Origin of the sequence: Pilimelia anulata (assembly GCF_014647895.1) — a bacterium.
Taxonomy (GTDB): Bacteria; Actinomycetota; Actinomycetes; order Mycobacteriales; family Micromonosporaceae; genus Pilimelia; species Pilimelia anulata.
In genome coordinates this window covers 19,941-33,166 of record NZ_BMQB01000014.1, presented here as the reverse complement: position 1 = coordinate 33,166, position 13,226 = coordinate 19,941, and the positions used below count along the sequence as shown (strand labels likewise).

Below are 13,226 nucleotides of genomic sequence, written 5' to 3'. Positions count from 1 at the left end.
CCGCTCCCCGCCCCTCGCTCCGACTCCCTCCATTGTGGCCCGCGCGCGAGCGGCCCGCCTGCCCGAAGGGGATGGTCGCCGGGCAGCGCGGGCGGCGGGTCGGCGCTGCCTCTTCGGGTAGCCGGCGGTACCCGCGGCGGCGCCCTCGCGTCGGTGGCCGCGGGTCGCCGGCGTGCGCAGACTTGGCCCCGTTCCAGCGCCCCGCTGCCCGGGAGTCCCCGCATGCCCTCGTACCTGTCGCCCGGCGTCTACGTCGAGGAAGTACCCACCGGCTCCCGGCCGATCGAGGGGGTCGGCACGGCCGTCGCCGCGTTCGTCGGGGTCGCCGAGAAGGGCCCGTTCGACACGCCGACGCTGGTCACCACGTGGAGCCAGTACGTCCAGACCTTCGGCGACGTGGTCGACGGCGCCTACCTCGCGCACGCCGTGTACGGCTACTTCAGCAACGGCGGCGGGATCTGCTACGTCGTCCGCGTCGGCGGCGGTCCCGCGGCCCCGGCCGACGGCCCGGCGGCGCTGCCGCCCGGCGAGAAGGTCCCGCTCGGCACGTTCGCCGTCGCCGCGCTGCCCGGCGCCGGCCCGGTCAGCGTCGAGGTGACCGACGCCGAGGGCGAGGCGCCCGACGACCGGTTCCGGCTGGTCGTCCGGCGCGGCGACGCGGTGCTGGAGACGCTGGACGTCTCGGCCAAGAAGAACACCAAGGCGTACGTGGTCAGCCAGGTCCGCGAGCAGTCCAAGGTGATCGTGGTCGAGGAGGCCGCCGCGGCGGGCGCGCTGGCCCGGCCGGCGAAGCAGACGGTCGCCGTACCGGCCGCGCCCGCGCTGCGCACCGGCCCGGAGACGCCGACCTCGGCCGCCGCGTACGTCGGCGACACCGACGAGCGCACCGGCCTCGGCGGGCTGGCCGCGATCGACGAGATCACGATGGTCGCCGTACCGGACCTGATGGCCACGTACGAGCAGGGCCGGCTCGACGCCGACGCGGTCACGGCCGTGCAGGCGGCGCTGATCAGCCACTGCGAGCAGCTCGGCGACCGGATGGCGATCCTGGACACCCCGCCCGGCCTGTCCGCCCGCGAGGCGCTCACCTGGCGGACCGGGACGACCGGCTTCGACTCCCGGTACGCGGCGCTCTACTACCCGTGGATCAAGATCCTCGACCCGGCGACGGGGCAGCAGCGGTTCCTGCCGCCGAGCGGGCACGTCGCCGGCCTGTGGTCGCGCACCGACACCGAGCGCGGCGTGCACAAGGCCCCGGCGAACGAGGTCGTGCGCGGCGCCATCGCCCTGCAGAACACGGTGACCAAGGGCGAGCAGGACCTGCTCAACCCGGCCGGCGTCAACTGCGTCCGGGCGTTCCCCGGCCGCGGCATCCGGGTCTGGGGGGCGCGCACGCTCTCCTCGGACCCGGCCTGGCGGTACATCAACGTCCGCCGGCTCTTCAACTACCTGGAGGAGTCGATCCTCGTCGGCACCCAGTGGGCGGTCTTCGAGCCGAACGACGAGCGGCTGTGGGGCACGATCCGGCGCAACATCACCGCGTTCCTCACCGAGGCGTGGCGGTCCGGGGCGCTGCTCGGCCGCACCGCCGGCGAGGCGTTCTACGTCAAGTGCGACGCCGAGACCAACCCGCCCGAGTCGATCGACCTGGGCCGGGTCGTGTGCGAGGTCGGGGTGTGCCCGGTCAAGCCGGCCGAGTTCGTCGTGTTCCGGCTCTCCCAGTACTCCGACAGCACCAGCGTCCTCGCCGAGTGACGCGCCCGTACCGACGAACGCGTCCGCACCGACTGAAAGGCGGCCATCGTGGCTGAGACCGGCGACACCTTCGCCACCCACCGCTTCCAGGTCGAGCTGGGCAAGGCCCGGGTCGAGTCGGTGCAGGAGGTCAGCGGCCTGACCGTGGAGCTGGACGCGATCGAGGTCAACCAGGTCACCCCGACCGGCGAGTACCTGATCCGCAAGATCCCCGGCGCGCGCAAGGGCGGCGAGGTGACCATCACCCGCGGCCTGGACCAGAGCAGCGCCTTCACCGACTGGATCAAGGACACGTTCGAGAAGGGCGCCATCGACACCGCCCGGCAGAACATCAGCATCATCATCGTGGACAGCAAGAACGAGGCGCAGCGCCGGTTCGACCTCAGCAACGCCTGGGTCAGCAAGTGGGAGGGCCCGAACCTCAAGGCCGGCGACGCCTCCCCGGCCACCGAGAAGGTGACCGTCGTCTTCGAGGACATCACCAGCTCATGAGGCGCGGCGGAACCCCGCCGGCGGCCGAGCCGGCAGCCGCGGCCGCGGCGCCGGCGCCGCGGCTGCGGACGGACTTCCCGTTCACCCTGCCGCGCGGGTACGTGGACGAGGCCGGCACCCTGCACCGCGACGGCAGCATGCGGCTGGCCACCGCCCGCGACGAGCTGGCGCCGCTGGCGGACCTGCGGGTGCGGGAGAACCCGGCGTACCTGTCCGTGGTCCTGCTGAGCATGGTGCTGACCCGGCTCGGGACGATCACCGACGTGCGGGCCGAGCAGGTCGAGCGGCTGTTCGCCTCGGACCTGGCGTTCCTCCAGGACATGTACCGGCGGATCAACGCCGAGGGCCACACCCGGGCGGCCGTGACCTGCCCGCACTGCGCCGGGGCGTTCGAGGTGGACCTCGCCGGTGGTCGCCCGGGGGAATCGTGACGTACGCGGCCGACGCGCTGTACGGCGAGGTCGCGTACGTGGCGTACCACCTGCACTGGTCCCGGGACACCATCCTGGACCTGCCGCACGCCGAGCGCCTCCGGTACGTGGCCGAGGTCGCCGCCCTGAACACCCGCGCCGCCGAGGGCCGGTGAGATGGCCCTCGGCAACTTCCGCCGCCGCCGGCGTCCCGCGCCCGCCGCCTCCGCCGGTGCGGTCGGGTCCGCCGGCGCGGCCGCCTCCACCGATGCGGTCCGGTCCGGCGGAGCGGCCGCGCCCGCCGACGCGGCCGATGGCGCTCGTTCGCCCGAGGCGGGTTGGCGCGCGGCGGCGCCGATGCCGACGGCGCTGTCCCGCGTCGAGCCGCGGCTGACGGACCCGGCGGCGTTCCGGACGACGCTGGCCACCCACGCCGACCCGCGCCGCTGGACCGCACCCGCGCACCTGGTCGACCCGGCGGCCGGCGGGGTGATCCACGCCATCGCCGCACCGGTCGCCCCCCGCTCGTGGTCCCCGACCCCGGCGACGGTCCTGCTGCGCCCGGCCGCCCGGGTTGCGCCCGGCGACGGTTCATCCGGGGTGGTGCCCGCGGACCCTGCGGTGCCCTCGGCAGCGGACAGCGGACCTTCCCCGACCGCGCCGGGGCGGGCGGGCACCGGTTTGCCGCGTCCCCGGCCGGCCGAGGGGCCGCCCGCTGCCGACACACCGGCCGCGGCGGACGACCCCACCCGCCGCTCCACCACGACACCGCCCGCGCCCCTGGCGCGCCCGACACCCCCGGCGGCCCCGACGTCGGCAGGTGGGTCGGCGGAGGGACCGGTCGTGCGCCTGCCCGTGCCGTCGAGCCTGGTGCGCGCACATCCGAGCGAAGCTCCACGGGTACTCCCGATCGTGTCCCGCCGAGCGGAGCGGTCGTCCATCTCGGACACCCCTTCCCCGTCGCCGGCCGCGCGAGCCGACGGGTCCGCCGCCGCCGGACCTGCGTTTCCGGTCCCGCATCCCGGACCGTCGGCCGACGCCGCCAAGTCCGTGCCCGCGACGGACGCCCGGCGGACCGGTCCGCCGGGGGCGGCCGCGGCACCGCCCACCGGGTCACCCCCCGCCCCGCGGCCGGCGCCCCGCACCGGCGCGGGAGCAGCGCTCCCGAACCGGCCGGCCGTGCGCGCGGATGCACCGTCCGGCCCGCCCGCGGTTCAGCCGGGACCGACATCGCCGGTTGCCCCCGGCCGCTCCGGACCGCCGGCAGCCCCACCGGGATCGGCGTCGGCGGGTGCTGGCGGTGACCGGCCCGGCCGTGCCGGCCCGGTCGACCACTCCGGCCCACCGGTCGCGCCGCGACGGCCCGCGAGCCGGGGGACCCCGAACCACGAGATCCCGAGCCAGCAGATCGGGCCGCCTGCCGGTCGCGGCGGCTCGCCGGCCGGGCCGGCCGGCCCGCCTGCCGGCCCACGTTCCGCGCCGGTTGCCCGTGATGAGCGGCCCGCCTCCCCGCCCGCGCGGAGCGCCCGGTCGAGCGGCCCGGCCCCGGCCGGCAGGTCGGGCGCTACCCTCGGTCTCGGCCCGCCGCTGGAGGGTCTTCCCGCCTCCGCCCGCCCCTCCGCCGCGCACAACCCACCGCCAGCGCGGCACCCTTTCGCCACCACTGCCCGCGCCGAGGGCGTCCCGACCGGACCGCCGTCGCGAATCGGGGCACCCGCGACGCCGAGCGGCACGCCCACCCCCGCATCTCCCCTGCCGGCTCCGCCGCCGCGGCGACCCGCGCCGCGCCCGGCCGACCTGCCGGTGGTGCGACTCCAACGAACCCGGGTCGCCGCCGCCGGACCGGGAGCCGCTCGACGCGGCCTCCTCGGGTCCGCCGCGCCGATGGTTACCCGGGCCCCGCGTCGGGCCCCGGTGCTGAACGGCCAACCCCTCACCGGCCCGCCCCGCGCCCCGCTCCGGTGGCCGGCGCACCCACCCACACCGGCCCACCCACCCGTACCCCCGACCGGTCGGACCGGCGGCGCCCCGCACGATGGTTCGCCCCCGACCGACCGGCTCACCACCGCGCCCGCAACCGCGAAGCGGTCCACAGCGGACCGGAGTGGCCCGACCCGGGTCGCCCGGCTGCCGCGGACGGCGAAGCCCACCCCGCCGTCGAGGCCGCGCCCCGGTCCGACCGGCGATGCGCCCGGGCACTCGACCGAACCGGGGTCCGACTCGCCACCGACCGGCGCGCCGCCGGAGCGGCGGGACACAGCCCACGACTCCGGCCGGCTCGCCGCGCGGGCCGCGGCGGGTCCTACGCGGCGGGGTGTGGGTGCCCGGCTGACCGCGGTACTGCGCCGCGCGCTCCCCGCGGTACCCATCCCGACCGCGCCCACATCGGCCGCGCCCACATCGGCCCGCTCCCGTCCCGGGGCGGCGCCGGCGACGCCGGCCGCTCGCCCGACCCCCCACCGACCCGACCGCGCCGCCGCCCCGGCCCGCCCGGCTGCACCCGGCATCCCGGTCCCGCCGCGCGATACCCCACCGACCGGCACGCCGGTTGCCGCACCGGCACCACACCACCACCCGGCCCCGACACCGACGCCCCCGACGCCAGCACCACATCCGCCGCACCCGGCATACCGACCGCCCGCCGCAGCACCGCCCCAGCCAGCCCGCGGACCGCGGCCAGCCAGCACCCGCCCGACCACTGAACCGCCGCCCGCCACCGCGCCACGGCCGACCACCACCCACCCGGCCCCCGCACCGCGGCCAGCCACTGCCCTCCCGGCGACGGCCCCACAGCCAGCCGCCGCGCCACGACCAGCCACGACACCGCTGCCGGCAACAGCGGCACCGCGACCGGTGGCGGTATCGCGGGCCAGCACACCACCGCCGGCGACCCGGCCGCAACCGGCATCGACAGCACCCCCGGCAGCCACGCCGACCCCCACACCGAACACCGCCGTCCAACGCCGCGCCTCCACCCCCTCGCCCGCCAGCCCCCCGCCCACCAGCCGACCGGCCACCACCCCACCGCCGACAACCCGGCACGCGACCACTCACCCCCGCGCGAACGACCCCCTGGCCGACCTGGACCGGCGCGCGCTGGACGCCCTCGCCCACCGCCTGATCGAGCCCGTCGGCCGCCTCCTCCGCGCCGAGCTGCGCCTCGGCCGCGAGCGCGCCGGCCGCTGGCACGACGGTGCCCGATGACCGGCCGCGACCCCGGTACCAGCGTCCACTTCCGGCTCCGCGTCGACGGGATCGACCTGGGCGACTGGAACACCTGCTCCGGCCTCGGCTGCGAGGTCGAGGTGGAGCAGCACGCCGAGGGCGGGAACAACGGGTTCGTCTGGCAGTTGCCGTCCCGGGTGCGGTACCCGAACGTCACGCTGAGCCGCCCGCTGACCCCGGACACCGCGAAGGTCGCCCGCTTCCTCGCCGCGCTGCCGCAGGGCGTCCGCCGCGGTACCGCGCAGGTGGCCGCGCTGCGGCCGGACCGGCAGGTGCTCGTCCAGTGGGGGCTGGCGGACGTGGTGCTGGTCCGGTGGAGCGGGCCGTCGTTCGACCCGCAGCAGTCGCAGGTGGCCAGCGAGAGCATCGAGCTGGCGTACCACGGCTTCCTGGAGGTGGCGTGATGCCCGGGCCGACCGGCAAGGTGGCGGCGCGGCTCCAGCGGTACCAGCCGCCGGCCGCGGGCGGGAGCCGGCCGGGCGGGCCGCTGGGCGGGCCGATCGTGCTCTCGTTCAACCCGAACCAGCTCACGCTGTCCAAGGCGGCGTCGTGGATCCCGCACGTGGTCCGGTCGGCGAGCGACGTCGGCATCCCGGAGTTCAGCGGGTCCGAGCCGCGGACGCTGCAACTCGAGGTGTTCCTGGACGTCACCGACAGCCACGCCCGGACGGTCGCCGAGCGGGTCGAGGAGCTGCTGTCCTGCTGCTCGCCGACCGCCGCCAGCGTGGCCGCGAAGGCGCCGTCGCCGCCGTGGGTGCGGTTCAGTTGGGGCCAGTTCCGGTCGGTGTCCTTCTACGCGTACGCCAGCTCGGTCAACGCGGTGTACTCGCTGTTCAACGCCGCCGGCACGCCGCTGCGGGCCACCTGCTCGCTGACCCTGACCGAGATCAGCGTGCCCGTCGCCGGGCAGAACCCGACGTCCGGCGCCCGCAGCTCGCGCCGGGTGCACCGGACGGTGGCCGGGGACAGCCTGCCGCTGCTGGCCCACCGCGAGTACGGCGACCCGACCGCCTGGCGCCGGATCGCCGAGGCCAACGGCATCGACGACCCGATGCGGCTGCGCCCCGGTACGCCGCTGCTCATCCCCGCCGCGGGCGAGGCCGCCGATGGGTGAGGGGAACCGGACGAACCTGCTGGTCGTCGCGGCGCCGGCCCCGCTGCCGCCGGCGATCGGCGAGCAGCTCGCGCACGCGTCGATCGAGGACAGCGCCCACCTGCCGGCGGCGGCGACGCTGCGCTACCGCGACCAGCGCGCGCGGGTGCTGGAGCGCACCGGCATCACCATCGGCACCGTGCTGACGGTCGGCGTGCGGCCGGGCGACTCGCCGGCGGTGGTGCCGCTGTTCGCCGGGGAGGTGGTGACGGTGGAGACGGAGTTCGACGGCGCGGGGACGTTCACCACGATCCGCGCCCTGGACCGGTCGCACCGGCTGATGCGCGGCCGCCGGGTGCGCAGCTTCCGCAACCGGACGGCCGCCGACATCGCCCGCGAGGTCGCCGCCGGCGCGGGCCTCGGTATCGGCACGGTCGACCCGACCCGGACCGTGTACGAGATGGTCACCCAGCCGAACGTCACCGACTGGGAGTTCCTCGGGATGCTCGCCGTCGACAACGACGCCGAGGTGCGGATGGTGGACGGCCGGTTCTGCTTCCGCCGGACCGTCCGCGCGGCCGGGGCGCCGGGCGCCGGCAGCACCGCCGAGCGCAGCCCGTACGTGGTGCAGATGGACGAGAACCTGCTGGCCCTGCGCTCCACGGTCACCTCGGTCGGCCAGCAGACGGCCGTCCAGGTGCGCGGCTGGGACGTCCGGCGGCGGCAGCCGCTGACCGCCCGGCAGCCCGTCCGGCCGAGCGAGGGGGCGCAGCTCGGCCTGGACCCGGCCCGGGCGGCGGCGCCGTTCGGCGCGGCGGAGCTGCTGGTCGCGGACGTGCCGTACCGGACGCAGGCCGAGGTGGGGGCGGTGGCCGCGGCCGTCGCCGCCGGGGTGGCCGGCGGGCTGGCCGAGCTGGAGGTCGGCATCCGCGGCAACCCGCGGCTGGTGGCGGGCGTACCGGTGGCGCTGACCGACGTGGGCAAGCCGTTCGAGGGCAAGTACACGGTCACCGCGTCCCGGCACGTCTTCGGCCCCGGCCGGTTCTACGAGACGTGGCTGACCGTCAGCGGCGAGCAGGAGCGGTCGCTGCACGGCCTGGTCACCGGCGCGACCGCGCCGGCCCGCGCCGCCCGGGTGCCCGGCGTGGCGGTCGGGATCGTCACCGACACCCAGGCCGGCAGCGACCCGGCGCACCCCGAGCACCGCGACCGGGGGCTGGTGAAGCTGCGCTTCCCGTGGCTGTCCGACACGTACGAGTCGGACTGGGTGCGCACCGTCCAGCCCGGCGGCGCCGGGGTGATCTCGCCGGAGGTGGACGACGAGGTGCTGGTCGGCTTCGAGCAGGGCCTGCTGGACCGGCCGTACGTGCTGGGCAGCCTGTACAACGGCGTGGACCGGCCGGCGCCGCACGACGGGCCGCTGGTCGACCCGCGCACCGGCGCGGTGAACCGGCGCTCGCTCGCCTCCCGCCCGAAGCGCGGGGTGCCCGCGGGCAACTGGGTCGAGCTGCTCGACGGCCCGGCCGGGGCCCCGCAGGGCGTCCGGCTGCGCACCCGCCGCGGCGGCGAGGAGCTGCTGGTCCACCTGGACCGCGGCGGCACGTCGGTGATCGTCCGCAGCGACGGCAGCGTGGTCGTCGAGGCCGGTACCGACGTGTCCGTCACCGCGCGGTCCGGCGGGGTCAGCGTCGAGGCGGCCGGGCCGGTCGCGGTGAGGGGCCGGGGCATCGACCTCGACGCCGGCGCCGGCGCGCTGACCCTGTCCGGCGGCTCGGTGCGGCTGGCCGGCGCCGGCGAGGTCGCGGTCACCGGCACGATCGTCCGGATCAACTGAAGGAGCCGCCATGCCCCCCGCCGCCCGCGTCGGCGACCCGATCGGCCACGCCGTGCCGACCGGCGTGCTCGGCCCGCCGGGCGCCGCCGTGGCCGGCGCCGCGCCGGTACCGGCCGGGGCGCCGGTGCGGGGCGTCGCGACCGTCCGGATCGGGGGCCTGCCGGCCGCGGTCGTCGGTACGGTCGGCACCTGCGCCCCGCACGCCCCGCTCGGCCCGGCCAACCTGCTGCTGCCCGGGCCGCCGCCGCCCCGCGGGCCGGTCCTGATCGGCGGCTTCCCCGCCGCCCGGCTCGGCGACAAGCTGGCCTGCTCGGCGATCGTGCTGGCCGGCGCCCCGACCGTCCTGATCGGCGGCTGAGGTGGCCGAGGAGTTCGTCGGGGCCGGCTGGGCGTTCCCGCTGCGGATCGACGCCGGCGGCGGGTTCGCGCTGGTCAGCCGCGAGCGGGAGGTGGCCGAGGCGATCCGGCTCATTCTCGGTACGGCGCCGGGCGAGCGGCCGATGCGGCCGGAGTTCGGCTGCGGCATCCACGACCACGTGTTCGCGCCGGCCGACGAGACGACCGCCGGGCAGCTCGCCTTCGAGGTGCGGGCGGCGCTGCGCCGCTGGGAGCCGCGGATCGACGTGACCGACGTGCTGGTCAGCTTCGACGCCGTCGACGCCGGCACCCTCTACCTGGACGTCCGGTACACGATCCGCGGCACCAACGACCCGCGCAACCTGGTCTTCCCCTTCTACACGATCCCGGCGCACGAGGCGCCGGCCGAGGAGTACGCCCGCTGATGGCCCTGCCCGCGCCGAACCTGGACGACCGCCGCTTCCAGCACCTGGTGGACGAGGCGAAGCGGTTCATCGCGCAGCGCTGCCCGGAGTGGACCGACCACAACGTCTCCGACCCGGGCGTGACGCTGATCGAGGCGTTCGCGCACATGGTCGACCAGCTCCTGTACCGGCTGAACCGGGTTCCGGAGCGCACCTACCTCGCCTTCCTGGACCTGATCGGGGTGACCCTGTTCCCGCCGACCGCGGCCCGGGCGGACGTGACGTTCTGGCTCTCCGGCCCGCAGCCGGAGCCGGTGGTGCTGCGGGCCGGCACCGAGGTGGCGACGGTCCGGACCGAGACCGAGGAGGCGGTCGTCTTCGCCACCACCGCCGACCGCACGGTCCCGCCGTGCGCGCTGTCCGCGCTGCGCGGCCGCCCGGCCGCGGGCCCGGCCGCCGACCTCACGGACGCGGTCGGGGCGGGTCGGGACGCGCGCTGCTTCGCCGACCCGCCGGCCGTCGGCGACGCCCTGCTGGTCGGGCTGACCACGGCGGTGCCCGGCTGCGCGGTGGTGCTGCGGCTGGACAGCCGGGTCGAGGGCATCGGCGTGGACCCGCGGCAGCCGCCCCTGCGATGGCAGGCGTGGACCGGCCGGGACTGGGCCGACTGCGCCGTGGACAGCGACGGCACCGGCGGCCTGAACCGGCCCGGCGACGTGGTCCTGCACGTCCCGACGGGCCACGTCGCGTCCAGGGTGGAGGACCGGCGGGCCGGCTGGCTGCGCTGCGTGGTGGTCGAGGCCGAGCCGGGGCAGCCCGGGTACACCGCGTCGCCGACGGTCCGGGCGGCCGAGGCGTTCACCATCGGCGGCACGGTCGACGCCGTGCACGCCGAGACGGTGACCCACGAGCTGCTCGGCGAGTCCGAGGGCGTGCCCGGCCAGCGGTGGCGGGTGGCCCGGCCGCCGGTCCTGCCCGACGACGTGCCGTTCGTGGTGGAGGTCGCCGGCGACGACGGCTGGCGGGAGTGGCCGGAGGTGCCCGGCTTCGCCGACGCCGACCCGGCCGCCCGCGCGGTCACCCTGGACCGCAGCACCGGCGAGGTGGCGTTCCCGCCGGCCGTCCGCGAGCCGGACGGGACGCTGCGGCACTACGGCGCCGTCCCGCCGGCCGGGGCCGCGCTGCGGGTGCGCCGGTACCGCACCGGCGGCGGCCGGGCCGGCAACGTCGCCCGCGGCGCCCTGCGCACCCTGCGCAGCGCCGTGCCGGCGGTGAGCCGGGTGACGAACCGGGAGGCCGCCCGCGGCGGCGTGGACGGCGAGACGGTCGAGGCGGCCAAGCACCGCGGCCCGGTCGAGCTGCGCGCGCAGGACCGGGCGGTCACCGCCCGCGACTACGAGCTGCTGGCCGCCCGGGCGGCGCCGGCCGCGGCCCGGCTGCGCTGCCTGCCGGCCGACGAGGAGTCCGGCGTCCGGCTGCTGGTCGTACCCGGGGCGACCGCCGACGCCGGGGACCGGCTGCGGTTCACCCAGCTCATCCCGCCGGCCGACCTGCTCGCGGCGATCGCCGGGTACCTGGACGCCCGCCGCCCGCTCGGTGTCCGGCTGGTCGTGGAGCCGCCGTACTACCAGGGGGTCACGGTCGTCGCCCGGCTCACCGCCCGGTCCGGCGCCGACCCGGCCGCGCTCGCCGCCGCCGCCCTCGACGCCCTGTACGCCCACCTGAACCCGCTGACCGGCGGCCCGGACGGCGCCGGCTGGGAGTTCGGCCGGCCGGTCCAGGCCGGCGAGGTGTTCGCCGTCCTGCACGCGCTGCCCGGCCTCGCGCTGGTGGAGGAGGTCCTCCTCTTCCCCGCCGACCCGGTCACCGGCACCCGCGGGGCGCCAGCCACCCGGATCGACCTGGACCGGCACGCGCTGGTCTTCTCCTACGAGCACCAGGTCCGGGTCGAGCTGCCCTGACCGGAGAGGAGCCGCGATGCGCGCCGCCGTACCGGGGCTGGGCACGGCCCACCCGCTGCACCGCGGCCTGCCGGCCGTGTACGCGTCCGACGAGCTGGCCGGGCGGCTGCTGGCCGGCTTCGACGAGGTCCTGGCCGCGGTCCACGGCACCCTGGACAACCTGGCCGCGTACGTCGACCCGCGGCTGGCGCCGGCGGACTTCGTGGACTGGCTCGCCGGCTGGGTGGCCGCCGAGACCGGGCCGGGCTGGACGGTGGAGCAGCGCCGCACCGCCGTCGCCGAGGCCGTCGCCCTGCACCGCCGCCGGGGCACCGCCGCCGGCCTCGCCGCGCAGGTGGAGACGGTCCTCGGCGTCCGGCCGGAGGTGGTCGACAGCGGCGGCACCGCCTGGTCGACCGAGCCCGGCACGCCGCTGCCCGGCGGGGCGCGGGCGCGGGTCACGGTGACGGTGCGGGTACCGGACGCGGCGGCGGTGCCGGCGGACCGGCTGCGCGCGCTGGTCGCGGCGAACCGGCCGGCGCACGTGGCGTACGAGGTACGGATCGTCGAGGAGGCCGCGCGTGGGGACCTGTGACCGGTGCGTGCCGGCGGAGCCGGGCGGGACGTTCTGCGCGGCCTGCGGCGCCTTCCTCGGCTGGTCCGACCCGGACCCGCCCGCCCCGGCGGCACCAGCGACACCCGCGACACTCGCGAAACCGGCCGCCCCGGCGGAGTCCCCCGTCGACCCGGCGGCGCCGCCCGCGGAGCCGCTCACCCCGGCGCCCACGGCGCCGCCCGGCGCAACGCCGACCCCCGGTCCAGGTGCCGGTGCCGGTCCCGGTGCCGTCGCGGTCGGGGCCGTGCAGCCCGCGCCGGCCCGGCCCCGGCCGCTGCCGGTCCGCGCGCTGCCCACCGCCCCCGACGCCGCCGCCGGGATCACCTGCCCGGCCTGCGCGGCCGGCAACCCACCGGCCCGCCGCCTGTGCCGGCGCTGCGGCCAACCGCTGGTCGCGACCGCCCCCGCCGCCGCCCCCCGCCCGTCCCGCTGGCAGCGCTTCCTGGCCGCCCTGCGCCGCGCCCTCGCCTGGCTGCTCCGGCGCGAGCGCGGCTGGTGGCCGCGCGCGCAGCGGCTGATCGCGGTCCTGCTCGCGGTCCTCCTGCTGGTCGCGATCGGCGCGGCGGCGGCCCGGGCCGGGCAGTGGGTCGTGGACGCGGTCCGGGACCGGACCACCGCCCCGAAGCCGGTCCGCCCGATCGCGGCGACCGCCGGCAGCGCCGCGCCGGGCCACCCGGCGGCGCTGGTGGTCGACGGCCTGAGCGACCGCTACTGGGCGCCGCGCGCCGCGGGCGACGGCCGCGGCCAGCACGTCGACCTGGCGTTCGCCCGGCCGTTCCGGCTGGTCGCCGTCGTCATCCACACCGGGGCGTCGCCGCGGGCGGACGAGTACCTGCGGCACGCCCGCCCCGCCGAACTGGACCTCGCCGCCCGGCACCCGGACGGCCGCTGGACCACCCGCCGGATCTCGCTCGCCGACGCCGCCGGGCCGCAGACCTTCCACCCGGTCATCGCCGACGTGGCGGCGGTCAAGCTGACGATCGTCGCCAGCTACGGGGTGCAGCCGGGGCGCCGGCCGGCGCTCGCCGAGGTGGAGTTCTTCGCCCGCCCGCCGCGCTGACCCCGCGGGCGGGCGGGGTACCGCGGCCGGCCATTTCGAT

12 protein-coding genes are annotated in these 13,226 nt (G+C 77.9%); all 12 read left to right on the top strand.

Translation table 11 applies throughout. The annotated features are described in order from the left end of the window. Window positions 1-222 precede the first annotated feature (222 nt). The gene (locus tag IEY94_RS22310) at window positions 223-1,755 is read left to right on the top strand and encodes a phage tail sheath family protein (RefSeq protein WP_189172220.1); all 1,533 of its coding nucleotides are present in this window, start codon (window positions 223-225) and stop codon (window positions 1,753-1,755) included. 48 nt (window positions 1,756-1,803) lie between these two features. After that, entirely contained in the window at window positions 1,804-2,247 is a 444-nt protein-coding gene (locus IEY94_RS22305) for a phage tail protein (RefSeq protein ID WP_189172219.1), read from the top strand. Next, window positions 2,244-2,678, top strand: a complete 435-nt coding sequence (locus IEY94_RS22300; RefSeq protein ID WP_189172218.1) for a hypothetical protein — start codon at window positions 2,244-2,246, stop codon at window positions 2,676-2,678. The genes IEY94_RS22305 and IEY94_RS22300 overlap by 4 nt, the downstream gene beginning before the upstream one ends. After that, entirely contained in the window at window positions 2,675-2,833 is a 159-nt protein-coding gene (locus tag IEY94_RS22295; RefSeq protein ID WP_189172217.1) for a DUF6760 family protein, read from the top strand. Before IEY94_RS22300 ends, IEY94_RS22295 begins: the two co-directional genes overlap by 4 nt. 3,024 nt (window positions 2,834-5,857) lie before the next feature. Then, window positions 5,858-6,286, top strand: coding sequence for a phage tail protein (locus tag IEY94_RS22290; RefSeq protein ID WP_189172216.1), 429 nt, complete (start codon window positions 5,858-5,860; stop codon window positions 6,284-6,286). Further along, the gene (locus IEY94_RS22285; RefSeq protein ID WP_189172215.1) at window positions 6,286-6,996 is read left to right on the top strand and encodes a CIS tube protein; all 711 of its coding nucleotides are present in this window, start codon (window positions 6,286-6,288) and stop codon (window positions 6,994-6,996) included. The genes IEY94_RS22290 and IEY94_RS22285 overlap by 1 nt, the downstream gene beginning before the upstream one ends. Then, window positions 6,989-8,809, top strand: coding sequence for a VgrG-related protein (locus tag IEY94_RS22280; RefSeq protein WP_189172214.1), 1,821 nt, complete (start codon window positions 6,989-6,991; stop codon window positions 8,807-8,809). Before IEY94_RS22285 ends, IEY94_RS22280 begins: the two co-directional genes overlap by 8 nt. 10 nt (window positions 8,810-8,819) lie before the next feature. Beyond that, the gene (locus IEY94_RS22275) at window positions 8,820-9,167 is read left to right on the top strand and encodes a PAAR domain-containing protein (RefSeq protein WP_189172213.1); all 348 of its coding nucleotides are present in this window, start codon (window positions 8,820-8,822) and stop codon (window positions 9,165-9,167) included. A gap of 1 nt (window position 9,168) precedes the next feature. After that, on the top strand, window positions 9,169-9,591 hold the full coding sequence (locus tag IEY94_RS22270) for a GPW/gp25 family protein (RefSeq protein WP_189172212.1): 423 nt from the start codon (window positions 9,169-9,171) through the stop codon (window positions 9,589-9,591). Next, on the top strand, window positions 9,591-11,531 hold the full coding sequence (locus IEY94_RS22265; RefSeq protein WP_189172211.1) for a putative baseplate assembly protein: 1,941 nt from the start codon (window positions 9,591-9,593) through the stop codon (window positions 11,529-11,531). Before IEY94_RS22270 ends, IEY94_RS22265 begins: the two co-directional genes overlap by 1 nt. A gap of 16 nt (window positions 11,532-11,547) precedes the next feature. After that, the gene (locus tag IEY94_RS22260) at window positions 11,548-12,105 is read left to right on the top strand and encodes a phage tail protein (RefSeq protein ID WP_189172210.1); all 558 of its coding nucleotides are present in this window, start codon (window positions 11,548-11,550) and stop codon (window positions 12,103-12,105) included. After that, the gene (locus IEY94_RS22255; protein ID WP_189172209.1) at window positions 12,092-13,186 is read left to right on the top strand and encodes an NADase-type glycan-binding domain-containing protein; all 1,095 of its coding nucleotides are present in this window, start codon (window positions 12,092-12,094) and stop codon (window positions 13,184-13,186) included. Before IEY94_RS22260 ends, IEY94_RS22255 begins: the two co-directional genes overlap by 14 nt. The last annotated feature ends 40 nt before the right edge of the window (window positions 13,187-13,226 follow it).